A 25608-nucleotide genomic window follows, 5' to 3' on the forward strand; every position below is an offset into this window, starting at 1 on the left:
GCCGATTCGTCGCACCCGTCGGACCCGTCGAACCTGCCGGATTCGTCGGGGTATCCCGAGATTCGTCGGGGCGTCCGTTGGTACGTTTAATACCGACGGAGGCGACCTTTCGTTCATGGCTCCCGGTCAAGGTAGAAGGCGCCGCTGGCTCTCGTTACACAACGCCACGCTCGACGTCGGACGGTTCACGTTCGACGTTGAGGACTCGCCGGTCGGTGGTACCGTCGTGGTCCCGCGGGACGAGTTGCACAACGTCTTCGAAGCGGAGCGAGGGGAGACGTACTCCGTGTCCGTCGCCGCCGACGATTTCGGTCCGAAGGAGTACGAGTGGGAGGTCGCAGACGGGACCGAGTCCTTGGTCGCGGAGTTGACCGAGGAAGGGGTTACGTTCAAAGAGATGAACCTGCTGTAGCACGTCCCGCAACCGTCGCGTCGAAACCCTCGACCGACCGGAGGTGTCGAACGGTGTTTCGGCGCTTTCGAGCCTCAGTCGGTGGTTTCGGTCCGGGCGGTCCGCCTGGCCGCGCGCTCGATGAACTCCTGGGGGAGTTCGTCGATTTCGCCGGCCTGGACGCCCCAGAGGTGGGCGTAGAGGCCATCCTCGGCAAGCAGGTCGTCGTGGGTGCCGCGCTCGACGATGCGGCCGCCTTCGAGGACGACGATCTGGTCGGCGTCCTTGATGGTCGAGAGGCGGTGGGCGATGGCGAACGTCGTGCGGTCCTCTGTGAGTTCGTTCAGACTGCGCTGGATGAGCATCTCCGTCTCGGTGTCGACGTCGCTGGTCGCCTCGTCCAGGATCAGGATTTCGGGGTCCTTGAGCACCGCGCGGGCGATGGAGATGCGCTGGCGCTGACCGCCGGAGAGTTTCACGCCGCGCTCGCCGACCTCGGTGTCGTAGCCCTCCGGGAGATTCTGGATGAAGTCGTGGGCCTCGGCGGCCTTCGCCGCCTCGATTACCTCCTCGCGGTCGGCGTCGAAGGTGCCGTAGGCGATGTTCTCGGCGACCGTCCCGTAGAACAGGAACGTGTTCTGGGAGACGTAGCCCACGTTCTGCCGGATGCTCGGCAGGCTCACGTCCCGGAGGTCGGTGCCGTCGATGCGGATGGCGCCCTCGTTGACGTCGTACATCCGGAGCAGGAGTTTGAGGACCGTCGACTTGCCCGCGCCGGTCGGGCCGACCAGCGCGAGGGTGTCGCCGCCCTCGACCTCGAAGGAGACGTCCTCGACGATGGTTTCCTCCTCGTCGTAGCCGAAGGTCACGTCTTCGTAGACGACCTCGCCCTCCTCGACCACGAGGTCCTCGGCGTCGGGTTCCTCGCGGATTCGGCTCGGCTCGTCCATCAGCCCGAAGATACGGGCGCTGGAGGCGTAGGCGCGCTGGTACATGTTGATGATGGAGCCGAACTGCGCCATCGGCCAGATGAACCGCTGGGTCAGCATGATGAACGTGACGAACTCGCCGCGCGAGAGGTCGCCGCTGAACAGCCACGGACCTTGTCCGTTGAACACCCAGAGGCCGCCGACCACGAACGTCAGCGCGAAGCCGAGTCCGGAGAGAATCTGGAGCGACGGGAAGAACTTGATGCGAGTGATGATGGCGTCCCAGTTCGCGCCGAAGTAGTCGTTCGAGACGTCCTCGACGCGGTCGGACTCGTAGGGCTCGGTGTTGGACGTCTTGATGACCTGGATGCCCCCGAGGTTGTTCTCCAGGCGGGAGTTGACCTTGCCGACCGACGAGCGCACCTCGGCGTACTTGGGCTGGATGGTCTGGACGAACTTGTAGGTGAACACCGCGATGAGCGGCACCGGCACCATCGCCACGAGCGCGAGTTGCCAGTTGATGGCGAACAGCACCGCCGCGATGGCCGCGACCATCACGCCCAGACGGAACGCCGAGTTCATCCCGTCGTTGAGGAACCGCTCCAGGCGGTTGACGTCGTTCGAGAGGACCGACATCATCTCGCCGGTCTGCTTGTCGGCGAAGAAGTCCATGTCGAGGCGCTGCATCTTGTCGTAGGTGTCGGTCCGGATCTCGTGCTGGATGTTCTGGGCGAAGGAGTTCCAACCCCAGTTGCGACCCCAGTGGAACGCCGCGCCGAACCCGAACGCGCAGGCGATGACCACGACCGAGAACCAGAACTGCGCCTCCTGGGTCGCCGGGACGATGTCGGCCGCCAGTTGCGAGGTCATCCCGGGTATCTGTCCGGCGAGCGCCTCGGGGTACGGAATCGTGCTGCCCGGCGAGAAGAAGGCGTCGATGGCGACGCCGAGGATGATGGGCGGCAGGAGATTGAGAATCCGGGCGAAGAAACTCGACAGGACCCCGACGACGAACGCGAATCGGTTCTCGGACCCGTACTCGAAGAACAGCCGTTTCATGGGGTTCTCGGCCTGCTCTCGCTGTTCTTCGAACGGGTCGTCGTCTTCGTCAGTGATTCCCATTATCACTCAGGAAAGGTTGGGCTCTTGAAAGTGTTTCCTTCGAATCGAAATGGTCGCACCTGCGGGCGTGCATCGGGTTCATAGGATAAGGAAACGGTACCCTTAGCGCTGACGGTCGTTTGCGAGTGTCTGCCAAGGAGGGGTTGGACGCGCCGCTACAGCGTCCGCTCCTCGATTTCGGGGTCCACGTCCGCCTCGGCCAAATCCTGGCGGATGCGCTGGCGCAGAGGGTCGGGCACCGTGTTCCGGCCGACCGGCACCGCGACCTCGCCGTCGCCTTTCACCTTCCAGTAGACGACGCACTCGCTGGGCGCGTAGAACTCGATGCTGTAGTAGTCGTCGCCGCCTTGGTAGTGGACCCGCGCCGCGAACCCCTCGGCCTGCCAGCCGTCTTGCTCGGCCAGCGCCTCGACTCGTTCGTCCATACGGGACCTCTCGGGTGGGACGTGTGGTAGGGGTTACGGAAGCCGGTTCGAAAGACAAACGTTATTTTCGGCGAGCGATTCCTTCCCGGTATCGGGTCCGTGGTCTAGTCGGTTATGACGCGGCCTTTACAAGGCTGAGGTCGGTGGTTCGAATCCGCCCGGACCCATCCTGCGACGAACGAAGTGAGGAGCGGACGGTCCGGCGGTTCGAACCCTGCCAGTCACACGCCCGGAAGCGCAGCAAAGCGAGCATCCCGGAACGTCTCGCTCCGGTGAGAATCCGCCCGAATTCATCGATTCTACCTGCTCACTTCGCAATCAGTATGCTGACGGTCCGGACTTCGACCCCGGGGCCTGGAAAAACGTACAGATGTCGAGTTCGCGTTCCCGTACGGGCTCGGGCACGGCACGACCTTCCGAGCACGATAGCGGAGTGCGACCGCCCGAAAACGTGCGAGAAAGACCCGTCTGAACGATAGAGTGAAATGACTCTCGCGGAACGGTACGGCCATGCGCTACGAGAATCCCGTTCTTCCGGGCTTCCACCCCGACCCGACGATTTGCCGGGGCGAGGACGCGTTCTACCTCGCCGTCAGCTCCTTCGAATACGTTCCGGGCGTTCCGCTCTACCGGAGCGAGAACCTCGCCGACTGGAAGCCTATCGGCCACGCGCTCACCCGGAAATCCCAGCTCACCGTCGATAACGCCGGCGCGTCGGGAGGCGTCTTCGCGCCGACGCTTCGCTACCACGACGGCACCTACTACCTCGTCACCACGAACGTCAGCGGCGACGGCCACTTCTTCGTCACCGCAGACGACCCGGCCGGCGAGTGGTCCGACCCGACGCGGGTATACGCCCCGGGCATCGACCCGGACCTCTTTTTCGAGGACGGTACCTGCTATTTCTCCTATCACTCCACCGACCCCGAAGCCCCGATCGAACAGGCCGAACTCGACGTGGAGACGGGCGAACTCGGCGAGTCACACGCGATCTGGACCGGCTTCCGCGACCCCTACGCAGAGGCGCCCCACATCTACGAGCGCGACGGCACCTATCACCTGATACTCGCCGAAGGAGGGACTCACGCCGGGCACATGGTCGTGGCGGCGCGCGCCGACGATCCGACCGGCCCGTACGAGGGCCATCCCGACAATCCCGTCCTCACCCACTGGGGTCGCCCGCGCGACGAAATCCAGGCCGTCGGACACGCCGACTTCGTGGAGGACGGGAACGGGAACTGGTGGCTCGTCTGTCTCGGTATCCGCCAGCACGGCACGTGGCCGCGCTACCACCACCTCGGCCGCGAAACGTTCCTCGCACCCGTCACGTGGGGGGACGGCTGGCCCGTCGTAAACGGCGGCGAGCCGCTCACGACCGAGATGGAGGGGCCGCTCCCCGGAGAGAGAAACACCGAGTCGACGGCCGTCCAGCGAACTGACACGACGTTCGAGGACGGACTCGGCGTCGAGTGGCAGTTCCGCCGCCATCCCGACCGCGAGCGCTACGGGACGGACGGCGAGGGGCTCGAACTCCGCGGCGGTCCACAGGCTCTCGACGAGCCGGGTGCCACGTTCGTCGGGCGGCGACAGACCGCCTTCGAGTGCCGTGCCGAGATGACGCTCGCGTTCGACCCCTCTGACGGCGAGGAAGCTGGCCTCGCGCTGTTGGTGGACGAGGACCACCACTACCAGGTCGGCGTGACGCGCAGCGACGGCCGCCGGGAGGCCCTCGTGCGCCTCAGTATCGGCGACGCCACGGACGTGATCGCCCGAACGGCTGTCGGCGCGACGGCGGACCTCGCCGTCGAAGCCGACGCTAGGACGTACCGGTTCCTCGTGGACGGCGAGCAAGTGGCCGACGCCTCGACGCGCTACCTGGCCACGGAGGTGACGGGCGGGTTCACGGGCGTCGTCATCGGCCCGTATGCGACCGGGCGCGGGACGACCTGCGAGGCGGATGCGGTAGTCGAGCGCTTCGTCTACGAGTCCTAGCCTGGGTCAGTTTCGCCGGACCCGCTTCTGACGGCGCAATACGACGAGTTCTACGAGACAGCAGTGCGTGTCCGCCGCTCGCAACCTCGTTCGGCCGGAACAGCCATGCCCGAATGCGGCGATACGATTGCCGACGATGAGCGAAACCGACGCGGACGAAACGACCGGGAGGCTCGTGGTGGGGACGTTCCTGACGCTCGACGGGGTGATGCAGGCACCGGGCGGTCCCGAGGAGGACCGGGAGGGCGGGTTCGAACACGGCGGCTGGTCGGTGAACTACTGGGACGAGCGGATGGGCGAGGTCATCGACGAGCAGTTCGCCGACGTCGACGCGCTGTTGCTCGGCCGGAAGACGTACGAAATCTTCGCCGCCCACTGGCCGAACGTCGACGACCCGGACGACCCTGTGGCGACGAAGCTGAACAGCATGCCCAAGTACGTCGCCTCCCGGACGCTCGACGACGTGACGTGGAACAACTCCTCGCTCCTCTCGGGGGACGTCGCCGAGAGCGTCGCGGACCTCAAGGAGGACCGAGGCGACACGATTCTGGTGCAGGGCAGCCAGGGCCTGATCCAGACGCTGCTCGCGAACGACCTCGTCGACGAGTTCTGGCTCTGGATATTCCCCCTGGTACTCGGGGACGGAAAGCGGCTGTTCGGAGACGGGACCGTCCCCGCGGCGCTCGAACTGACCGAGGCGGAGACGTCGAGTACGGGGGTCCAGATGCTCCGATACGAGCGGTCGGGCGAGATAGAGTACGGCTCGTTCGCGCTGGACGACGCGACGGAGTGACGCTACCGGGGCGACGGAGTCACAGTCACGGGTTTCGAACTCCCGGTTCGCCGCCTCCTCCACACTTTTATCAGTTGACACCATACCACCGGCCATGGCAGACCGACCGAGCGACGACGTGCGCGCCGTCCTCGACGCGCTCGAGGCGATGGGAGCACCGAAGGTCAGCGACCTCGAACCCCGGGAGGCCCGCGAGGTGGTGGACGGGACGTTCGCTGGCGCGGAACCGGTCGAGGAGGTCGGCGCGGTCGAGGACCGCACGATTCCCGGTCCGGCGGGCGAGATTCCCGTGCGGGTCTACCGACCCGAGGGCGACGGCCCGCACCCAGTGGTCGTCTTCTTCCACGGCGGCGGGTTCGTACTGGGGGACCTCGACGGTCACGACGCGCCGTGTCGCATCCTCACGAACGCCGTCGAGGCCGTGGTGGTGTCGGTCGACTACCGACTCGCGCCCGAACACCCCTTCCCGGCGGCGGTCGAGGACGCCTACGCCGCGACCGAGTGGATCGCCGAGCACGCCGCCGAAATCGACGGCGATGCGGAACGAATCGCCGTCGCGGGCGACTCCGCGGGCGGGAATCTGGCCGCCGTGGTCGCGCTCGCCGCCCGCGAGCGCGGCGGTCCCGACCTCGCCTATCAGGCGCTGTTCTACCCCGCGGTCGACTTCGGTGAGGGCGACTACCCCTCGCGCGAGGAGAACGCCGAGGGCTACTTCCTCAGCGCCGACGAGATGGCCTACTTCGGCGACCACTACGTCCCCTCGTGGGCGCATATGCCCAATCCCTACCTCGCGCCCATCGAGGCCGAGAGCCACGCCGACCTCCCGCCAGCCACGGTCGTCACCTGTGGGTTCGACCCGCTCCGCGACGAGGGCCGGGCGTACGCCGAAACCCTCGAAGCCGACGGCGTCGCGGTCATCCACCGCGAGTACGACGACCTCATCCACGGCGTCGTCAACATGGTCCAGGAACCGATGGATGTCACCGGAGGTCACGAGATGCTCTCGAACGTGGCCGGGGACCTCCACGACGCGCTTCACTGACTCTCAGGCGGCAGAATCAGTTGTCGGCCGGGCGGCGACCCCGCGGGGTCGCCGCCCGGCCGCCGGTCTTCGGTCGCCGGAACCGGGTTCTCACTCCCCGCGCTCGCCGACCTTCACGAGTTGCTTTCCGATGTTCTCGCCCTCGAACAGGCCCAGGAACGCGTTCGGGGCGTTCTCCAGGCCTTCTGTGACCGTCTCGCGGTACCGAACCTCGTCGTCGGCGACCCACTCGCCGAGTTTCCGGGTCGCCTCCTCGAACCGCGGTGCGAAGTCCGAAACGAGGAAGCCCTCGACCCGCGCCCGCTTCTCGATGAGCGTCGGGAGCTTTCGCGGTCCCGTGGGCACCTCCTGGGCGTTGTACAGCGATATCTGGCCGCAGATTGCCACGCGAGCGTCGACGTTCAGTTTCGAGAAGACGGCGTCGGTGATGGGACCGCCGACGTTGTCGAAGTAGCAGTCGACGCCGTCCGGAGCGGCCGAGTCGAGCGCCGACCGGTAGTCGTCGGTTTCGGCGTAGTTGATGCCGACGTCGAAACCGAGTTCGTCTTCGAGGAACGCGACCTTCTCGTCGGACCCGGCGAACCCGACCGTCCGGGCGCCCGAGAGCCGCGCTATCTGGCCCGCGACCGACCCGACCGCGCCGGCCGCGCCGGTGACGACGAACGTGTCGCCGGCCTTCGGTTGGGCGACCTCGCGCGTGCCGAAGTAGGCGGTCCGGCCCGGCATGCCGAGGACGCCCAGCGCGGTCGAAATCGGTCCCCGTTCGGGGTCGACCGACCGGAGTCGTCCGGCGCGAGCGGTGGCGTAGTCGGCCCACTGGAGGTCGCCGGTCACCACGTCGCCGGCCTCGAAGTCGGTCCCGTTCGATTCGACGACTTCGCCGACGACGCCGCCCCGGAGCGGTTCGCCGACGGTCCACGGTTCGGCGTAGGACTCGCCGGCGTCCATCCGACCCCGCATGTAGGGGTCGACCGAGAGGTAGAGGGTGCGGACGAGCACCTCACCGGGGCCGGGTTCCGGCGCGTCCTCCTCGACCAGTTCGAACGTCTCGGAGTCGGGTCGTCCGTCGGGTCGCTCGGCGAGCAGGAACTTCCGGTTGGTCCGGTCCGTTTCGGGCATGGACCGACCCACGTGCTCGGGTCGGAAGGCTACTGGGGTAGCGGAAGTCGGTCGAGCGAAGCGAGGGGTCTCGGCGCAGGTCGCCGGAGTCCGGCGACCTGCGCCGAGCCTCCGACTCAGGGAGAGAATTCCTCGGCGTCCAGCGGCGCGGCCGTCCGCCAGTAGTGGTCGAAGGTGTCCTGGGCCCACGACCGGACCGCCCGGTCGTCGGTGTCGACCGACGCCCGGAGGACGCCGTTCTCGTCGCGAAGCAAGAGATGGACCGCGTCGTCGGCCACCGTCACCGCGAGCGGGACGCCCTCCTCGTGGACCCTGACCGCCGCGCCCTCGGCGTCGAGGAGCGCGGCGAGTCGCTCACGGAGGCCGGAGTCGTCGGCCAGCGCGTCGATGGCGGTCCGCGAGAAGACGCCCCGGAACGTCTGGTCGCCGGCGGCCACCCGCCGCTGGATTACCGTGAGGCTCTGTTCGTTGAACGCGTGGGAGAACACCCGGACTTCGTCGGCGTCTTCGAGCAGGCCGAGGACGCGCTGGACCGGCGCGTTCGGCCTCGTCTGGCTCGGATGGGTGACCGTCGCGTCGGCGAGTCGCCGGAGGTCGAAGTCCATCGCGTGGGTCGGGAGGTACCGCACGACGCCCCGGAGCTTTCCCTCGGTTTCGAGGATTTCGAGCAGGTCGCCGAACCCCTTCGCGACGAGTCGCCCGGTCGCCGTCGCGACGTACTCGCCCTCCTCGCGCCGAATCCACGACCGCTCCTCGAAGTCGTGCAGGATTCGGCCGAGCGTCGCCTGCGACGCGCCGGTGGCCTCCGCGAGGTCGCTCCGGGAGCGGCGGTCGTCGGCGAGGAGTCCGAGCACTTCGACCCGGTTCGACGAGAGCGCGAGAAACTCTATCTCCGCCAGCGCGGGCTCCATACTTCGTCTGGGACCCGTCGCGGTAAACCGTTTTCGCACCGTGAAATCGTTTCGCGCCGCGAACGACTCTCGGGGTACCGCATGGTTTCTTACCGCGAAAATATTTCCGAACAGAACCTTAAGCCCGGCGCCCCTAGTACCGAGTAAGATGATTCGTACGCTCGACGTTCTTCTCTCCGTCGCACCGCTCGCCGAACGACCCGACGAGGTGAGGCCGTAATCGTGGTCGAACGCCGCACTCTCGTCGCCTTCGTCGCCGCGGCCGTCCTCTTCGGCGGCACGTTCGTCGCCGCGAAGGCCGGCCTCGCCTACTTCCCGCCCCTGCTGTTCGTCGCGCTGCGCTTCGACGTCGCGGCCGTCGCGCTCGCCGGATTCGCGGTCCTGACCGCGTCGCGAGACGAACTGCTCCCGCGGACCCGGGACGACGCCGTCGGCATCCTCGCGACCGGCCTGCTCTCGGTCGGCCTCTCGAACGCGCTCCTGTTCGTCGGCCAGCAGCACGTCACCAGCGCCGTCGCCTCCATCGTCTTCAGCCTCAACCCCATCCTCACGCCGGTGTTCGCCGCGGTCCTGCTCTCGGACGAACGCCTCTCGTCCCGCGGCGGGGTCGGGATGGCGCTGGGTCTCGTCGGCGTCGCCCTCGTGGTCGGCCTCGACCCCGCGAACCTGCTGGGCGGCGACGCGGCCCACAAGGCCGTCCTGTTCGCCGGCGCGGTGGCCGGCGCGCTCGGGAGCGTCCTCATCCGACGGGCCGACGGCACGCTGTCGAGCACGGTCCGAACCGCCTGGGGCCTCCCCTTCGGCGCGCTCCTCTGCCACCTGTTGAGCATCTCTGCGGGCGAGTCGGTCGCGGCGATCACCTGGACGCCGAAAGCGCTGGCGGCGCTCGCGTACGTCGGCCTGTTCGCCGGCGCGATGGCGTACATCGCCTACTTCGGCCTCCTCGACGCGACCGGCGCGATTCGGGCGAACCTGGTCTTCTACGTCGTCCCGGTCGTGACGACCCTCGGCGGGTGGGCGCTGCTCGGCGAGACGGTTTCGGCGCTCGCGGTCGTCGGCTTCCTCACCATCTTCGCCGGATTCGCGGTCATCGGCAGCGAGTCGGTCGACTTCCGGACCTGGCTCCCCGACGCGGTCGCCGACCGCGCCGACGCCGAAGAGGGGCTGCTCGTCGGGCAGGAATCGGTGGGGTACGAGTCCGACTGATTCGCCTCCACTCCGAGCGCGACCCGCCCCGCGTGGGAACGCTGATGTGAGAGCCGACTCTTTGACGAAGTATGACTGCCGCGCAGACGGTCGAACTCGAAGGGCACATCATCGACTCGGGGATGATGCAGCGGTGTTTCGGCGTGGTGATGGAACTCGACGGCGACTTCGACGTGGAGGTCTTCGACGTCGGGAAGCACAAGGACGAGGAGTCCTACTGCCGGATGACCGTCGAGGCCGACGACGAGGAAAAACTCCGCGAGATTCTCCACGAACTCCACCAGAACGGCGCGTCGCTGCCCGACCCGCCGGACGCCACGCTGAAGCCCGCGCCGGAAGACCGGGTGGTCCCCCACGGCTTCTACTCCACGACGAACCACCCGACCGAGGTGCGCTACGACGGCGAGTGGCTCCCCGTCGAGAACATCGAGATGGACTGCGCCGTCGTGGTCGACCCAGACGCCGCGGGCGGCGCGCGCGCGCACACCAAGGTCCTGAACGCCATCGAGGGCGGCGACCTCGTGGTCACCGACGAGGCCGGCGTCCGGGTCGACCCGCCCGAGCGCCCCCGGGGGTCGAGCGGCCCGTTCGGCTTCATGCAGGGCGGCGTCTCCTCCGAGCGCCCCTCCGAGTCGCTCATCCGCGAAGTCGCCGACGCCATCGAGGCGACCGAGGAGGAGGGCGGGTCGATTCTCGCGGTCGCCGGCCCGGCGCTGATTCACTCGGGCGCGGGCGATGCGCTGGCCCGCCTCGTCCGCGAAGGGTACGTCGACATGCTGTCGGCGGGCAACGGCTTCGCGGTCCACGACCTCGAACACGCCAGCTACGGCACCTCGCTCGGGATGGACGTCGAGACGCTCGAGAACCCCCGGAAGGGCCACAAGCACCACATCTACACCATCAGCGAGGTGGTCCGGGCGGGCGGCATCGCGGAGGCCGTCGAGCAGGGACTGGTCGAAGACGGCGTGATGTACGAGTGCGTCACCAACGACGTCCCCTTCGTGCTCGCGGGGTCCATCCGCGACGACGGTCCGTTGCCCGACACCATCACCGACGCCGTCGAGGCTCAGAACGCCATCCGCGAGCAGGCCCGCGAGGCCGACATGGTGCTGATGCTCTCGACGCTGCTCCACTCGGTCGCGGTCGGCAACTGCCTGCCCTCGACCACCCGGGTCGTCTGCGTCGACATCAACCCCGCCACCGTGACCCAACTGCTCGACCGCGGGAGCGCCCAGGCCATCGGGATGGTCACCGACATCGGGACGTTCGTGCCGGCGCTCGCGGAGACGATTCTCGACGAGGAGTGAACGCCCCGGTTCTCGGCGACGGGGGAGCGCCCCGTGCCGTCGCCCGGGAGCAGACTTATTGAACTACCTGCCGTCGCTCCGTCGCATGACGGAATCATCGCGGACCAACGAACTGCGGCGCACGCTCGAAGACGGGGACGCGGCGCTCGGCGTCCTCGACAACACCTACAGTCCGACGCTCGTGGAGTTCTACGCCGAACTCGGACTCGACTTCGTCTGGCTCGATTTGGAGCACGCCGGGCCGAGTCCTTGGGACGGCGAGCGACTCGACGACCTGCTCCGGGCGGCCGACGGGACCGAGACGGAACTGCTGGTCCGGTTGCCCGAAGCCGACCCCGCGCTGGTGCGGAAGGCCCTCGACGCCGGGGTCCGGAACGCGTTCGTCTCGCGGGTCGAGACGGCCGAGGACGCCCGGCGGGCGGTCCGGGCCTCGCGGTTCCGGTACGACGGCGGTCCTGGCGACCGAGGGTTCGCCAACCCGCGGGCGAGTCGCTGGGGGCAGGCCGACGACTACGTCGCGACCGAGGACGAGGAGACGCTGGTCGGTGCGACGATAGAGAGCCAAACTGCGGTCGAGAACCTCGACGAGATTCTCGACGTGCCCGAACTCGGCTTCGTCTTCGTCGGCCCGCTGGATTTGGCGGTATCGCTCGGCCACCCCGGCGAACCGACCCACTCCGACGTCCAGGACGCCGTCGAGGAGATACGCGAGGCCAGCCTCGACGCCGACGTGCCCGTCGGGGGACTCGGCTTTGGGATGGACGACGTGAACGAGAAGGTCGAGGCCGGCTACCAGATTCTCAACCTCGGAAGCACGACCGGTGCCGTCGCCCAGACGGTCGAGTCGTGGTTCGACGGGTACCAAGCGGACGAGTAACCGACCGCGCCGTCTCGGGCCCTCTTCTGCCCTCGTCCCGTTATGCCGACCTATCTTCGCCGTCGGCGTCCTCGTCCTTCTCCCCACTCTCGACGTCGATGCGGAGCGCCTCGCTCTGGCCGGACTCGCGCTCGCCGCCGCCCATGAGTTTGGTCCGGAGGTCGTCGGCGACCGACTGGACCTGGTCGCGGAGGGTGGAAACCTCCTGTTCGAACTCCTCGACCGTCCGCTCGACGTAGTGGACGCGCTGGAGCGGAACCCGCCGGACCGTGTCGCGGCCCCGGTCGTCCTCGCCCGTCTTGATTATCCAGTGGTCCTGGAAGTAGGCGACGTGTTCGTTCGGGACCGTCTCCTCGATGGTCCCCTCGTCGGGGTCGTCGTAGACGATAGTCGCCTCGCCGAGATCTTCTTCGACCATGCGGAACCGTACGCGATTGAGACGGGTAGTCACTGTGGCCGTTCGGGCCACCGTCGCGGTCGCTCCGCTCCGGCCCGCGGCCGGGGTCAGAACCCGAGCGTGCGTCGGATGCGGGCCACGAAACCGTCCTCGGTCGGGAGTTCGCGGGCGAGGGCGTCGAGTTCGTCGTCGCCGAAGCGGTCGTCGCGGCGGGCCTCCCGGAGCCACTGCTCCCACTCGTTCGGCGTCAGCACACCCCGCGACCCCTCGCCCCACTGCTCGTAGAGGGCGTCCCGGTCGCGGAACGGGACGTCCATCTCGCCGCCGCCCCAGTAGAGCGGCGAGAGTTCGAACTCGTACGTCTCGTCGTCGACGAACGAGACGCGGTAGGGGTACTCGTTGTAGAGGAACACGTCGTCGGGGGTCACGACGTCGCTGTTCGGGAGTTCGAGCGTCTCGGACATTCGCCTACGAGTCGGTAGCACTCGCTCCCTTTTGAGGATTCGCCCCGTTCGAAGGCCCTGCGCGTTCGAAGGAACTCCGCGTTCGCGTCGCCCGCCGGGCGACGCGAACGCGGACTCGCCTTCTACTCCGCCGTCTCGACGTTCGTCCGGAACTCGAAGCGCGCGCCGCCCGTCTCGCTCTCGGTGACCGTCCGCTCCCAGCCGTACGCCTCGGCCAGTTGGGCGACGAACGTCAGTCCGAGGCCGATGCCGTCGGCCGCGGTCGTGTAGCCCGCGTCGAAGACGGTCGCTCGCTCAGCCTCGGGGATGCCCGGTCCGTCGTCCTCGACGTAGAACCCTCCCGGCACGGCGTCCGGCGACACGTCGCCGGACGCCGTGCCGAGCGCGCCGACGCGGACGGTCGTGCGCCTGCCGTCGGCGTCGGGCGCGTTTCCAGCGGCGCCGTGTTCGACCGAGTTCGAAAAGAGGTTCTCCAGCAGGTTCCGGAGGTGGTGCGGTTCGACGTTCACCACGAGGTCCGTCTCGATTTCGAGGTCGGCGTCGTCGGTCCCGACGTTCGCCCACACGTCGGCGGCGAGGTCCGCCAGATCGACCGGTTCGGGTTCGACCACCGAGTCGCCGCCGCGGGTCATCACCAGCAGGACGTCGATCATCTCCTCGATGCGGTCGAGTGCGGTTTCGACCTCCCCGGCCGCGTTCTCGTCGCCGGTCCTGGCGGTCTGGAGGTATATCTGGGCGATAGAGAGCGGATTGCGGAGTTCGTGGGCGAGCATGCTCGCGAACGATTCGAGGCGCTCGTTCTGGCGCTTCAGTTCCTCCTCGCGGCGCTTGCGCTCGGTCACGTCCCGGAAGTACACCGACAACCCCGTCTCGGAGGGGTAGACGTGGACCTCGAATCAGGATTCGAGCGGCGCGTAGTACTCCTCGTAGGTGACCGGTTCGAGGGTTTCGCGGGCCCGCTCGCCGGCCCGGTGGCCCTCCGAACCCTCCGCCTCGGGGAAGACGTCCCAGATGGTCCGACCCAGCAGGTCGGCCTCCGTGCGGTCGAGCAGTCGCTCGGCGCGCTCGTTGACGTAGGTGAATCGCCACTCGTCGTCGAGCGCGTAGACGGCGTCGTCGACCCGCTGGAACACGCCTTCCAGTTCGTCTTTGAGTTCGTCGCGCTCGCGCTGTAGCTGGCGGGCCTGCTCTTCGAGTCGGGTCACGTCGGAAACCGTGGCGACGACGGCGGACGCGTCGTCGCCGCCGTCGCCGAGCGGCGCGGCGTTGACCGAGACCCACCGGGTCCGGCCGTCGGGCGTCTCGATTCGGAGCTTTCGGTCGTACACTGGTCGGCCGGATTCGAGCGCCTCGACGACCGGGTTGGACTCCCGCGGGAGCGGTTCGCCGTCGGGGTCGAGGAGTTCGCGCTCGCCGACGACGTACCCCTCGCGCTCGTCCTCGGTCAGGCCGAGCATCTCGACGCTCCGCTCGTTGGCCATCGTCAACCGGCCGTCGGCGTCGAAGACGGCGATGCCGGTCGGACTCGTCTCGAGTATCCTGTCGGTGAGTTCCTTCTCGCGGGCGAGCGCGGCCTCGGTCTGGCGGCGGACCACCAGGTCGCCGAGTTCGGCGCCGACGCCCTCGACGAGCGCGACGAGTCGGTCGTCGGTTTCCCGGGCGTCGGTCATGGCGAACAGCAGGACCGCGACCACCTCGTCGTCGGTCGTCACCGGCACGCCGAGCGCCGCCCGGATGCCGTACTCGCTGGCCTCGTTCACCCGGGTCGAGTGCGACTTCGGGGCGTTCGCGGCGTCGAACATCCACTCCGTCTCGCCCGACGCCCACGTCCGGCCCGGCAGTCCCTGGCCGCGCTCGAAGCGGTAGTCCCGCGAGAGCGCCGCGAACGTCCGGAGGTCGTCGGTGGCGGCGTAGTCGGCCGACGCCCGTTGGAGTTCGTCGCCGTCGGGCATCCAGGCCTCGCCGTACTGCCAGTCGGTCGCCTCGCACACGTGTTCGAGGGCGGCCCGCAGGCCGTCCTCGAACGTCTCGGCCGCCGCAATGGCGCGGGTGGTCGAGTACAGTAGGGTGCGCTCGGCCTCGACGTACTTCGCCTCGGTCATGTCGCGGGTCACCTTCGCGTACCCTTCGAGAGCGCCGTCGGCGTCGCGGACGGGCGAGAGGGTCACGTCGGCCCAGAATCGCGACCCGTCGGCCCGCACGCGCCACCCCTCGTCCTCGACGGTTCCTTCGACGGCTCCCCGGAGGTTACGGTCGGGGACGCCGGCTTCGCGGTCCTCGTCGGTATAGAACGTCGAGACGTGCTCGCCGAGTATCTCCTCGGGTTCGTAGCCCTTGATGGCCTGCGCGCCCTCGTTCCAGCTGGCGACGCGTCCCTCCGTGTCGAGCATGAAGATGGCGTAGTCGTCGACCGCCTCCACCAGCGACCGGAACTGCTGGTCGCGCTCGGTGGGCGACTCCGGGTGGTCGTCCGCGGACCGGGCGTCGAGCGACTCGGGGTCGGCCTCGGCGTCCCGGGGCCGCCACCACACTCGCTCGGACTCGCCGACCGCCTTGGCGTCGAGTTCGCCGCGCTCGACCAGTACTTCTAGTCGCCGACGAGTCTCGGAGGATGAGCGACCGAGCGCGTCGGCGACTTCGCCGGCCGTCAGCGGAACGCCCGGCGAGGGCGACTCCTCGAAGACGGCGAGCGTCTCGCGGAGACGCTCGCCCGAAGGCCCCGTCGAATCCATTGCGTGAGCAGTGACGCCGGAGGGAGATTAAGACTCCGACAGCCCCGCCGGACGGTCGGCGGAACCGCCGACCGCCTCGACCCCGGCCGGCGCGCCGCGGCCACCAGAACTATATAGGGGCGGCGGAAACGCCCGCCCGATGCGCTGGCACGCGAATCGAGAGCGGGTGGTAACGTGAAACGGGCGGTCGGGGTGACCGCACTGGTGGTCCTGGTGGCGGTCGCGGGGGCGACCGCGCTGTTCGTCGGCGGGAATCCGCTCGGCGGGCAGGCGTCGGACGCGACCGACGCGGCGGACGCGAACGCGACGACCACGCCCGGTGGTGCGGGCGAGGACGGCGCCGACGCGGGCGGAAGTGACTCGGGCGGGTCCGACGGGTCCGGCGACCGACAGGCCGACGCCACGGGCGACGCCGACGGTTCGGGCGGCGCGAAGGACGCCGGGTCGGCCTTCCGGCTCCGAATCACGTCGGTCGAGAAGTGCGGCAGCACCTGTCGGGACGTGACGGCCACGCTGAAGAACCGCCGCGAGGCCGACCGCCACGACGTCCGCGTTGAGACGAAGGTGTACGCCGACGACGACCTACTGTGGTCGGGCGAGGAAACCGTCGGCACGCTCGCGGGCAAGGACACCCACACTACGACCAAGCGCGTGAAGGTGGGCTTCTCCGGCGCGATGAAGATAAAGTCCAACGGCGGCTACGTGACCATCGTCACCGTCATCCGGTCCGACGTCGGCACGACGAAGTTCTCGAAGCGCCGGAAGGTCGCCTGAGCTACTCCAGGTCGGCCCCGCAGTCGGGGCACTCCTCGTCGGCGATGGTCACCTGGGCGTCGCACTCCGAACAGAACTCCAGGTAGCACGCGGGGTCGCCCATGACGTTCGTGGGATACGTTGGCCCGGATCAAAGTTCTTTGGCCGACGCCGTCGCCGTGTTTCGAAACTCTTTTCTCCGTCATGCGCCTCGTTGCGAATGCGCCGCCTTAGCTCAGACTGGGAGAGCACTCGACTGAAGATCGAGCTGTCCCCCGTTCAAATCGGGGAGGCGGCATGGCCTTTCTACTCGGACAATATTCGACAGAGAGCGCCGCTTTCCGGCGATTCTCTCGCGCATAGCCCGATTAGATTTGACTATGATTTCACTCGCGCCCCGACGCCTTCGGGCACTCCATCCTACATTTGACTCGTGAAGCCCTTGTAGTTACTCGTACTCACTCGCCACTCTCGAAACTCGGAGAAAGCGAATTCATGACCTTGCCTCTCGGTCAGAATCTTATCAGCGGCTCAAGATTGCCGTGAGAGCGATTTCTGCCAGAGGACTGAGAAAGGTCAGTGAGTCCCTGAATTGGCATCTCGCGCCGCTCACTGAGTTTTAGAATCCCGAGTCCTATGACAGATTCTCAACTTGGCTATATCTTTCTACCACGGACATAGTCATCAGTGTCCTCTAAGAGACGCTTGACATCCTCGGATTCAGGGTCTTCTTCGTTCGCATGAGCGCAATCAGCTCGAATATCTGCTAAGTGCTGAAGATGCTTTTCAGGCGTAGAGTCAATCTCGTCCGCCTCGAATAGCTTCTGAGCCAAAGTCGAAATTCCGTCGTTGTAGTTGTAGTTGATTTCTGAACTGGCATTTTTGCACTTCATCAAAAGGTATCTTTCTAATGCAACCCCTGCAACGACTCCACTAGCGCGGACTTCATCATCAAATAGCCTTCTCGCAGTCTCTAACTCATCTTGAGACACTTCCTCGGAAATCTGTCGTCGAACTCTTACCTCCTCAATTCGAACCTTTGATGGGATGGAACGGAGAATACTCTGTTGAGAATCAAAATCAGAATTTTGAGCATTCAGCACTTTCTGAATATTTGAACGTGCCTTTTTGTCAAGCTGTAGCCTCTCTTTGAATTCCCTATAGTGCTCTTCGAAGTCGTCTTGGCGATTCGGAAGGTATTCTGCAATCAGAGGTGTGGCGGAGTTATACCAGACTTCGTAATTCCGAAGCGCCTCTCGCTGAAGTTCCTCCAATTCATCAGATGGCGTATCCCAAAATACGCCGGGTATCGTTACCATGCTACCAGAACTACCGGACGAATGGGTTTCTATCCGATTAAAAAATTCCGTATACAGGTCTTCTATTTCTTCTGCATCTTCCTCAAGTCGGTCGAGTTCCTCCTCAACAGCATCACTAAGAGCGGTCATGCAATATTCTCTGTGAGATGTTTGTTTAATTCTTGCTGAACATATAGACTTCCCCGGATGCTCGGTATTACCTCATATCGATAAATGGCTACCTTCGCTCCTCCAAGCAATTCCAGAACTGTCGAGCAGAAGACGATTGGTTGCTACTGAATCGCTCTCTCATCGCACTTAGTGAACCTTGGGGCTCGTCTCCCTCTCGTAGATTATTAGGTAGCTCACCTAATTCTGATAACAATGCCCGCTAATTCGACAGCAGTACAGGCAGGTACGACGATAGAAACGGGGACGCTTCTATTGGCGGCGGCGACTTTCTTCGGTGCTATGGTCGGCGCTTTGACTCAGATAGGGTTAGGCTGGTGGAACAGACGACGCTCAAGAAAGAACCTTCGACTCGCACTCCGAAGTGAAATCCAGAGTCAAATGGCGCTGGATATGGATGACCCTGGTGACCTCACCGCTTATGATGATTTGAGCGAGGTCTTTCCGTCACCTGTCTACGAGTCTAACACACAGGAAATAGGACAACTATCCAACGAAGAAGCTCAAAAGATTTCTCAATTCTATACTGCTCTAATGGCTCATAGAGGGATGACTGGTCAGCAATCCTCAGGAGAGGAAAATGAGGAAGCCACGGAGGAGATGACTGAGTCCGTTGAAGGGCTCCGCACCCGAGCAATCGACGCGATAAACGACAACCTTTGAAATTTAGTTCTATGGCGTTCCTATCGAGATAGAAGGGACCTATGGTTCTGGCATTGTATTCAAAGCGATTTCTTTGGAGCAGGCTTGGACGTCCTCTTTATATACTTTAAACGGCCGGATTCTATGGTGCTGTTATGAATTATTATAGTTAACACATCCGAAAATAGGGGTTTTATTATCTGGACGTACGTAGTGGAGTTCAGGTAGAAAAGAAATGAATCGAGGGCTCAGATACATCCGACAACAAAGAATATGCAATGATGAAAAAGAAATCCGATTACGTGAATTGGGAGACCATCCCACTCGAACAGTATCTCAAACAGCCGGACGGCGATGAGACGACTGCGCTAAAATACGACCTCCAGAAGCGCATTGCTTCTAGGGAAGATGTTTCTCGGGCGAAAGCAAAGCAACTAATCAAGAAAGCCGTTTTCGACGGTTTTCTGGAGTTTGATGGGGATTTTGTATATCTTTCTGACTCATTCAATTGGGTCTTGGAGCACGGTTCAGAACCGAGTTGAGTGAGACGCATCAAGCCAGTTTTTTCGAGAGAAACTGGCCTCTAATCACAATGAATTGCACAACTGCTTCGCAGTATAAGTGAACGCTTGAGAAGGAACGGAATGAACATGAACAAGAACACTAATCGACCAAATAAATCTGTTGAGGAACCGCTCAAGACGGATGGCGACATCCAAATGGAAACGATTCGAGACGAGACTGAAGAGCGAATTGAATATGCTCTCAGTTCTAAGAAGTCGGTTTTAATTGACTCACCACCAAACAGTGGCAAGACCACATCAACTTTCAAAGTCGCTAAACAGACTGATACTCCGATTACGTATCTGACCGCCCGTAACGACCTCTATGACCAAGCAATCAGTATTTGCAAGGAACTTGGTCTTTCACCGAAGCAAGTACCTAGTCCACATCGGGATTGCCCTTCCTTTAGAGGCGACGAAGGAAGCCAGGTGGAAAAGAAGGCAAAAGAACTCTATCAGTTGGGGGTGAGCGCAAAAAGAATTCATTCGGAACTGAATCTCCCTTGTTCTCCGGACTGCAAGTATCTGGAGATGCGGTCAGACCTCGATTCTGAATCTGCTCAGGTCATCATTGGCAACTATAAACATGCCTATATCGAGTCGATTCTCGAAAATCGAGTCGTCGTTATGGATGAGTTCCCCGGGGATGCTTTTGAGACCGAATTTAGTCAGGTTTCTAAGACCATATCACAATTCTTGGAGGAGAAAGAAGGTTTGCCTTACGATGAATTCACCGACCTAATAGAGACAAGAGATGGAACTGACGAAACTCAAAAGGCCTTATCTTGGTTTTTTAATTATGGAGCAGATGAAGACGTTACTTCTGTTCTTAATAAAGAGGAGTACAATCGATATCACACGTTAGCACCTTTCCTTTGTTTCGCCTTGCTCAGAATGAAGAATCTCGGGAATGGATTTGAAGCGACAGGAACTGAGAAGTTCGAGGATTATGGTATCGAGCGTAAGCGTATTGCAGTTCATAATCGAAAGGAAGGGTGGATGACAGTTCTCACGCCACCTGATTTTTCTTCTGCTCTCGGCCTTGTTTGTCTTGATGGCACTCCCACAACCGAACTTTGGGAATTAGTGACGGATGAGGAGTTAGATATCTGGACAATTCTTGACGATGCTGACAAAGATTCATATATCAAGGATGCAATGGGAGTGACCATCAAACAAGCAGGCCAAGGAACCAAGCCCTACTCCGGTGGGAATATCGCCGCTAATAGGGACGCTGGCTTATTTATGAAGATTGAGGTCGAAGAAGGGCAGAGTCCCGCTTTAATCACTCCAAAGAAGGCGCTAAAGAAGTATGAGAAAAATGGGATTGTAGAACAGAACCAACGCACTAAGAACTTTGCAGAAATACACAGCTCAAATGATTTCGCCAATGAACCATTAGGCGTTATTTCCGGTTCTCCTCATCCTAGAAGGGCTATCCTCCAAAAGTGGGCCGCGTATTTCGGAGAAGGAATAGAACCGGAGGGGAGAGGGACAAAGAAGAGTTTTGGCGAACTTGGTAATAAGATATACCGTCACTTCTCTCATCATCAAGTCCTGCAAGCGATTCTTCGATTCGGTCGAGGGGATGCTGAAGCAACAGTCTATCTCAATACTCTCGCTCTTCCGAATTGGTTGACCCCTGATTCTCATGTCGACGTTCAACCCTTTAATAGCGAGAACAGGCGTCAGGTGAGTCAGATATTGCAGGAGCGAGGTCAAAACGGGGCGAAGAAAGAATTACTGGAAAAAGAAGTTGGCTGCTCGAAACGAACTATAACGAAGATTTTGAGAGATTTTGAGGATGATAATATTGTTAAAAAGCATGAAGGGATAGGACGCCACGGCGCAAATATTTACGTGTGGGATATATAACCATGGTAATAGAATCAATCACCACGAAAAATCTCTATAAATTCTTATTGGGGAAGCTTCGGGGTATTTGAGTCCATTGTCATGGCAGGCGTTAGCACATTCGAAATTGGTGCCAATCAATTGCTTCTCTTGAGGAAGCACGGTGAATTCCTGGCCGCTGAGACTGCCGGAGATTGCTTCCTAACCAATTCTGTTAGTGAGTTGATGTTCTCCTCGGTGTTCATTGGGAATCAGCATAGGACTGAATCTGGGGCCGAAGAATAGAAATGAGTGAGGAGACGGTGTTTTGATGGTCGCTAAGTCGTAGTGGGTCTCATCCTCCATTCATTTCTACAATTGATGTCTAATTCTGATTTATTCCTTGTATTCTTCCAATGAATACAGAGAATCGCCAGTACTTCCAACGTAAATGAAATTCTCTCTGACAATTGGTGCTGCTTCAACAGAACCACCTATTGCATACTCTCTCATTCTGTTTCCGGCTTGAGCGTCAATGACGTGAACATTACCGTTATGACTGCCGAGATAGAGTCTGTTTTTAGATACTACGGCACCTGAAACGCTTCCAGTAGACTGGAACTTCCATTTTTCACTTCCATCATTTGCATTCAGGGCAAAGAGCGACCAACTACTAGGAACAAGTATGGTATCATCAACAACGGTTATCAAATTATTATAAACTCCATTTTTTAAGCTTGTACGCCACCTCTGGGTACCATTCTCTGAATTAACTGCATAGAATTTATCAGACGTAGTCCCAAAGTACACGGTACTCTCAGTTACTGCAGGAGAGCATTGAACTTGGTCATAAACTTTAAATTGCCACTTCTCACTTCCGTCTTTTGTATCAACGGCATAGAATGTATCGCCTAAACTTCCGAAGTAAATAACCCCATTTTTCACAATAGGTGTTGAAATAATTCCGCCTTTAGCTTTATAACTCCATCTCTTTCTCCCATTTTCTGCATTTAATGCATACATTGTATCACCAATGCTCCCTACGTAAATTGCGTCTTTATGGACTACCGGAGCTGTCCCTCCATACCCGTTCGTTTTGAAAGACCAACGTTTCTTGCCGTTATTAGCATTTAGCGCGTAAACATTTAAGCCACCTGTGTTCACATATATAGTATCTTTTCTAATTCCGAGAGACGTTTCAATAGGTTCTTCTGTATCAAATTCCCATTTCTTCTCTCCATTATGTCTATTGATAGAATAAACTCTGCCATCTTTGCTTCCGATATAAATATAATCTTCAGAAACAACAGGGGATGCTACAATATCATGATTGGTTTCAAATGACCACTGCTTCCGAATTTGAAAGCCGTCTTCATTATTTGAATTGCTTGAAAGAGCCCCCAGAGCAGCGACAGCCGTTAACCCTACGGCTCCGTATTTTAGTGGCTTTCTAAGAAAGTCTCTTCTTGAATCAGATTGTTCATTATCTTCGGGAGTCTCCTCAGCTACTCTTTCTTTTGCTGTTTCGGATGAATCCGAGTCAAATCCATTATCAAAAATGGCCTCAGATGACGTTGTCTTGTGGACTAAATTCTGAAGTCCGTGCTTCTGAAGAAATGTTCGGAGACGACTTTCATTTACGCATTTCACTCCTGTTTCCTTAGCAATTTGAATAGCTTTATCCTCAAAGCCGCCAGTAGAAACGCAATACGCGGCGTTGAATCCTTTTCTCTTCGCCATCTTAGAAAGGGTCTTTAATCCCTCAGCAGAGACAATCTTTGTCCTGACCCAGACTAACTCCTTTTTTGAGTTTTGTCTGTCCTTCTTTGCGAGAACAAAGGTTTCAGAACCTTGCTTGGAGATTTTAGTTTGATAACCTCTCTCTTCCCAGAGCCTCATGACGATACCAGCTAGCCCTTCTTTTTTCACTTTCTCAATGCCCATCAGTCAATTTGCTATTCAAATTGGGATGACAAATATTTTTCTAGGTAGTATCGGTATCAGATAGAGAAACGAACTAATCCATTTAACCGGCTTAGTCCAATCGAGGAGAGAAGACCCAGAGTGAGTCTCCGGCGTGGAGGCGGGTCCTGAGCGGCTTGAGGATTGACCCGATGTAATCCCAGTCAACTTAATCAATTAGAGGAGAACACCACCTACTTGTTCTCCGGTGAGCTAAGGCTTCATTCTGGTCTAAAATACTCTGTTTGTAGGAAAATGGATAAAGTATTTACATCCACAACCGTTTGAAGTGAGTATGCCGAAGGCAAAGTTCAGATTCGGGGAGTTAGAGGCTGATGAGGGGATTCCATCTATGGATGCAATCGCTGAGGTGGTAGAAGGGAATGGAATTTTCGGCCCGACTGGCGACCAACGCGGTGTCCAACTTCGCACTGATTCTGACGAATACGTAGTCGGTGATGACTATATCTTCATTCGCTTTGTAAAGGAAGTTACCGAAGAGCGAAAAGAGATAGATGGCAACGAGGTGACTATCGGTGACAGTCACATTGCAAGGATTATGCGATTTCTCTTGACCCGCGACGGGTCATACGCCTTCGAGACGACGTCTGGCGTGTACGATAAGGATGCAATTGACTATCTGATTGGTGAGGACTCGGATGAGTTCGGAATCGACTTCCAATGCGACCAGTATAATCGATTTACTCGGGAACAAATGAGAGAGTTCTACGAACAGTCGTTCCGAGTTCGTGGTCTAAAGTTAGAAGACATCGGTGAACGCGACTCTGAAGAAACCTCTGTCGAAGAGGATATCGCAGACCATGTGGACCGTGCTGGTGAAAATGCCGTTCGAGCGCGGTGTTCAGCACCGGTTCACAGGACAACAATCTCAGTGGCCCTGGTATCATCGACGGGTTCGCTCGCCTCTCCGAGGTAAAGTACATCCGTATGAAGGACTCGGAAGGACAAATCCGAGAGGCCAACCGAAACGGTCGTTACACCTTCTCGTATCCTGCCGACCTTGACTTAGCGGACCAGGCTCAGCGCGTTCGGGATATCCTCTCGACTGTCACCGATGGAATGGTTCACGAAGACGAAGAAGAACCGGAGGAGGCGGCTCCGGCACCGGCAACCGATTAGATGTTGTCGAGGTAGCCCCGTCGCTGTTCGACTTTCACCTCCTCATCTCGTTTGTCGTAGTGCTTATCCAAAACATCTTGCCCAACATTCATTCGGTCGCTGACAACTTTCTCAGGCACGTCCTCAGTAAGAAAATGAGTAATCGAACCGCGTCGAATCGCATGCGGTGAAACGTTGACCGGGCATTTGCAATAGCCGGGATACTTCCCGGCCTCACAGTCATCTGGTTCACGTCCCTTCGGGCATTCATCCCCGTAGTAGCAGGGACGAGTGACCATGTAGACGGCATCCCGTATGCTTGACCGATTCATCCGCCCATTCCGGCTTGTTAGGAGTGGTTTGCGCCCATAGTCATCCTCCACATCATGGCGATGATTCTCATCCCAGTCTTCGATAGCCCGACAGACCTCGGCATTCAGCGCAACCATTCTTTCTCCTTCTTTTCCGTTCTTCAGGGGTGTCCCTGTTTTTGGACGGTGGTGAAGTGCCAAGCGTTCAGCCTCCCCGTCATAATCATCGATATCAAGGGAGTAGAGAGCGCCAAGACGTATCCCCGTGTGCCAAAGAATTTCTAAGATAACGTGAGAGCGAGAAGCGTACTCGAACTTCCTAAGATATTCAAGAAGAGCCTCGGCATCGCCTGCATTGAGAATAGTTTCGCTCTGTTCGTCATTCTTACTGAGTGTCGGCATAAGGGCCTCGAACTTCTCGTGAAGCCCCTGTTCGACTGCGTCGATAGATTCACACCACCGAATGAAGACTCGAAGCGCATCAAGTTGGCCCTCAAGCGTAATTGGTTTCAAATCACCGTCATCCCGACGCCATGTTTTGAACTTCTGGAGCTTGCGTCCAGAGAGGTTATTCATGTTCTCAATTCCCTCAAACCCCTGACACCACCGGATGAAATGTTTGAGTCGGTAGTGATATCCGTCAAGCGTTGACTGTGAGACCTCGTTCTTTCGCGCGTTAAGATACATCTCCTTCGCTTCTGCCGGCGAAATTGGTTGAAGTCCGGAGGTCATGTCGAGTATATGACTTTCTTAGCCTTCAAATTACTGGTAGTAATTAGAGCCATGAGGTATAGAACCGTCCTGCTGTAGAAGGCACGGAGAGCCCGTAGAAGAGGGTGGTTCTCGATATGGATGAATGCCGTTCTGATTCAATAAGAGTTCAGGAGGAGCCATTCTCCGCCGTCTCCGAGCAGGTGAATACTATCGAACCCCTTGATGAAGTTCTAAATCGGGATTGCCCAAAAAGACCGGGAGAGCACTTTCTTGCAAATGAGCTGTCCCCGGTTCAAATCCGGGAGGCGGCATACCTTTTCCGCGACGCTATTTCGCCGAGCGGAAGGTCTGTCACCCGACCCGATTTGAGCCTGGAAGTCGCAGTCCCGGAACGGCTCTTCACGCCGCACGCCCGGAACGTCTTTCTCCGTTCAAATCGGGGAGGCGGCATACTTTCTGCCGACGCCACGTGAGAGCGTAGCGAACCCGTCTCACCGGTTCGACGAGGACCGTTCTG

General features: G+C 60.7%; 24 protein-coding genes and 2 tRNA genes. 15 read left to right on the forward strand and 11 right to left on the reverse strand.

What is annotated here, in order from left to right; all coding sequences use genetic code 11:
- Window positions 1–115 precede the first annotated feature (115 nt).
- On the forward strand, window positions 116–412 hold the full coding sequence (locus tag NGM07_RS14630) for a hypothetical protein (protein ID WP_253512888.1): 297 nt from the start codon (window positions 116–118) through the stop codon (window positions 410–412).
- A gap of 74 nt (window positions 413–486) precedes the next feature.
- Here the strand turns inward: NGM07_RS14630 and NGM07_RS14635 are convergent, their stop codons facing one another.
- Window positions 487–2442: an ABC transporter ATP-binding protein gene (locus NGM07_RS14635; protein WP_253512890.1), complete on the reverse strand. Its 1956-nt coding sequence runs from the start codon at window positions 2440–2442 to the stop codon at window positions 487–489.
- Between the two features lie 155 nt (window positions 2443–2597).
- Window positions 2598–2867, reverse strand: a complete 270-nt coding sequence (locus tag NGM07_RS14640) for a DUF7538 family protein (protein WP_253512892.1) — start codon at window positions 2865–2867, stop codon at window positions 2598–2600.
- 93 nt (window positions 2868–2960) lie between these two features.
- On the opposite strand from NGM07_RS14640, the gene NGM07_RS14645 reads away from it, so the two are divergent.
- The 4 genes from NGM07_RS14645 (at window position 2961) to lipP1 (ending at window position 6694) form a co-directional block, all read left to right on the forward strand.
- Window positions 2961–3034: transfer RNA gene (locus tag NGM07_RS14645), tRNA-Val, on the forward strand.
- A 343-nt stretch (window positions 3035–3377) separates the two neighbouring features.
- Window positions 3378–4859, forward strand: coding sequence for a glycoside hydrolase family 43 protein (locus NGM07_RS14650; protein WP_253512894.1), 1482 nt, complete (start codon window positions 3378–3380; stop codon window positions 4857–4859).
- A 136-nt stretch (window positions 4860–4995) separates the two neighbouring features.
- Window positions 4996–5652 (forward strand): dihydrofolate reductase family protein, encoded by a 657-nt coding sequence (locus NGM07_RS14655; protein WP_253512896.1) that lies wholly within the window; start codon window positions 4996–4998, stop codon window positions 5650–5652.
- A gap of 94 nt (window positions 5653–5746) precedes the next feature.
- Complete coding sequence (lipP1, locus tag NGM07_RS14660; RefSeq protein WP_253512898.1) at window positions 5747–6694, forward strand: LipP1 family hormone-sensitive lipase; 948 nt, start codon at window positions 5747–5749, stop codon at window positions 6692–6694.
- Window positions 6695–6784: 90 nt separating this feature from the next.
- On the opposite strand, the gene NGM07_RS14665 is transcribed toward lipP1, so the two are convergent.
- Both NGM07_RS14665 and NGM07_RS14670 read right to left on the reverse strand, forming a co-directional pair.
- Window positions 6785–7813, reverse strand: a complete 1029-nt coding sequence (locus tag NGM07_RS14665; RefSeq protein WP_253512900.1) for an NADP-dependent oxidoreductase — start codon at window positions 7811–7813, stop codon at window positions 6785–6787.
- Window positions 7814–7929: 116 nt separating this feature from the next.
- The gene (locus tag NGM07_RS14670; protein ID WP_253512902.1) at window positions 7930–8724 is read right to left on the reverse strand and encodes a helix-turn-helix transcriptional regulator; all 795 of its coding nucleotides are present in this window, start codon (window positions 8722–8724) and stop codon (window positions 7930–7932) included.
- A 222-nt stretch (window positions 8725–8946) separates the two neighbouring features.
- Between NGM07_RS14670 and NGM07_RS14675 the strand changes: the two genes are divergently transcribed.
- The 3 genes from NGM07_RS14675 (at window position 8947) to NGM07_RS14685 (ending at window position 12114) form a co-directional block, all read left to right on the forward strand.
- Window positions 8947–9930, forward strand: a complete 984-nt coding sequence (locus NGM07_RS14675) for a DMT family transporter (RefSeq protein WP_253512904.1) — start codon at window positions 8947–8949, stop codon at window positions 9928–9930.
- A 71-nt stretch (window positions 9931–10001) separates the two neighbouring features.
- Window positions 10002–11237, forward strand: coding sequence for an ornithine cyclodeaminase, nickel-pincer nucleotide-dependent (locus NGM07_RS14680; RefSeq protein WP_253512906.1), 1236 nt, complete (start codon window positions 10002–10004; stop codon window positions 11235–11237).
- An 85-nt stretch (window positions 11238–11322) separates the two neighbouring features.
- A complete protein-coding gene (locus NGM07_RS14685) occupies window positions 11323–12114 on the forward strand; it encodes an HpcH/HpaI aldolase family protein (protein WP_253512908.1) in 792 nt (263 codons plus the stop codon).
- 40 nt (window positions 12115–12154) lie between these two features.
- On the opposite strand, the gene NGM07_RS14690 is transcribed toward NGM07_RS14685, so the two are convergent.
- From NGM07_RS14690 to NGM07_RS14705, 4 genes are all read right to left on the reverse strand, one after another.
- Window positions 12155–12532 carry a hypothetical protein gene (locus tag NGM07_RS14690; RefSeq protein ID WP_253512910.1) on the reverse strand — a complete coding sequence of 126 codons (378 nt, stop codon included), beginning with the start codon at window positions 12530–12532 and terminating at the stop codon, window positions 12155–12157.
- Between the two features lie 86 nt (window positions 12533–12618).
- Window positions 12619–12975 (reverse strand): hypothetical protein, encoded by a 357-nt coding sequence (locus NGM07_RS14695; protein ID WP_253512912.1) that lies wholly within the window; start codon window positions 12973–12975, stop codon window positions 12619–12621.
- 122 nt (window positions 12976–13097) lie between these two features.
- Window positions 13098–13832: a sensor histidine kinase gene (locus NGM07_RS14700; RefSeq protein WP_253512914.1), complete on the reverse strand. Its 735-nt coding sequence runs from the start codon at window positions 13830–13832 to the stop codon at window positions 13098–13100.
- A gap of 39 nt (window positions 13833–13871) precedes the next feature.
- The gene (locus tag NGM07_RS14705; protein ID WP_253512916.1) at window positions 13872–15707 is read right to left on the reverse strand and encodes a PAS domain S-box protein; all 1836 of its coding nucleotides are present in this window, start codon (window positions 15705–15707) and stop codon (window positions 13872–13874) included.
- Window positions 15708–15881: 174 nt separating this feature from the next.
- Here NGM07_RS14705 and NGM07_RS14710 point away from each other — a divergent pair, with 174 nt between their 5' ends.
- Together NGM07_RS14710 and NGM07_RS14715 are read left to right on the forward strand one after the other, a co-directional pair.
- A complete protein-coding gene (locus tag NGM07_RS14710; RefSeq protein ID WP_253512918.1) occupies window positions 15882–16481 on the forward strand; it encodes a hypothetical protein in 600 nt (199 codons plus the stop codon).
- Window positions 16482–16684: 203 nt separating this feature from the next.
- A tRNA-Phe gene (locus tag NGM07_RS14715) sits at window positions 16685–16758 on the forward strand.
- Window positions 16759–17116: 358 nt separating this feature from the next.
- Here the strand turns inward: NGM07_RS14715 and NGM07_RS14720 are convergent.
- A complete protein-coding gene (locus NGM07_RS14720) occupies window positions 17117–17908 on the reverse strand; it encodes a hypothetical protein (protein ID WP_253512920.1) in 792 nt (263 codons plus the stop codon).
- 234 nt (window positions 17909–18142) lie between these two features.
- Here NGM07_RS14720 and NGM07_RS14725 point away from each other — a divergent pair, with 234 nt between their 5' ends.
- From NGM07_RS14725 to NGM07_RS14735, 3 genes are all read left to right on the forward strand, one after another.
- Complete coding sequence (locus NGM07_RS14725; RefSeq protein ID WP_253512922.1) at window positions 18143–18610, forward strand: hypothetical protein; 468 nt, start codon at window positions 18143–18145, stop codon at window positions 18608–18610.
- A gap of 257 nt (window positions 18611–18867) precedes the next feature.
- Window positions 18868–19131: a hypothetical protein gene (locus tag NGM07_RS14730; RefSeq protein WP_253512924.1), complete on the forward strand. Its 264-nt coding sequence runs from the start codon at window positions 18868–18870 to the stop codon at window positions 19129–19131.
- 108 nt (window positions 19132–19239) lie between these two features.
- Entirely contained in the window at window positions 19240–21027 is a 1788-nt protein-coding gene (locus NGM07_RS14735) for a hypothetical protein (protein WP_253512925.1), read from the forward strand.
- Between the two features lie 354 nt (window positions 21028–21381).
- Here NGM07_RS14735 and NGM07_RS14740 read toward each other — a convergent pair whose 3' ends face one another.
- Complete coding sequence (locus tag NGM07_RS14740) at window positions 21382–22929, reverse strand: outer membrane protein assembly factor BamB family protein (RefSeq protein WP_253512927.1); 1548 nt, start codon at window positions 22927–22929, stop codon at window positions 21382–21384.
- A 313-nt stretch (window positions 22930–23242) separates the two neighbouring features.
- On the opposite strand from NGM07_RS14740, the gene NGM07_RS14745 reads away from it, so the two are divergent.
- A complete protein-coding gene (locus tag NGM07_RS14745; protein ID WP_253512929.1) occupies window positions 23243–23884 on the forward strand; it encodes a hypothetical protein in 642 nt (213 codons plus the stop codon).
- A 199-nt stretch (window positions 23885–24083) separates the two neighbouring features.
- On the opposite strand, the gene NGM07_RS14750 is transcribed toward NGM07_RS14745, so the two are convergent.
- Window positions 24084–25109, reverse strand: coding sequence for a tyrosine-type recombinase/integrase (locus tag NGM07_RS14750; RefSeq protein WP_253512931.1), 1026 nt, complete (start codon window positions 25107–25109; stop codon window positions 24084–24086).
- 116 nt (window positions 25110–25225) lie between these two features.
- Between NGM07_RS14750 and NGM07_RS14755 the strand changes: the two genes are divergently transcribed.
- Entirely contained in the window at window positions 25226–25564 is a 339-nt protein-coding gene (locus NGM07_RS14755; RefSeq protein WP_253512933.1) for a hypothetical protein, read from the forward strand.
- Window positions 25565–25608: the final 44 nt, after the last annotated feature.

The sequence above is a fragment of the Halorussus vallis genome (genome assembly GCF_024138165.1).
Lineage (GTDB): Archaea > Halobacteriota > Halobacteria > Halobacteriales > Haladaptataceae > Halorussus > Halorussus vallis.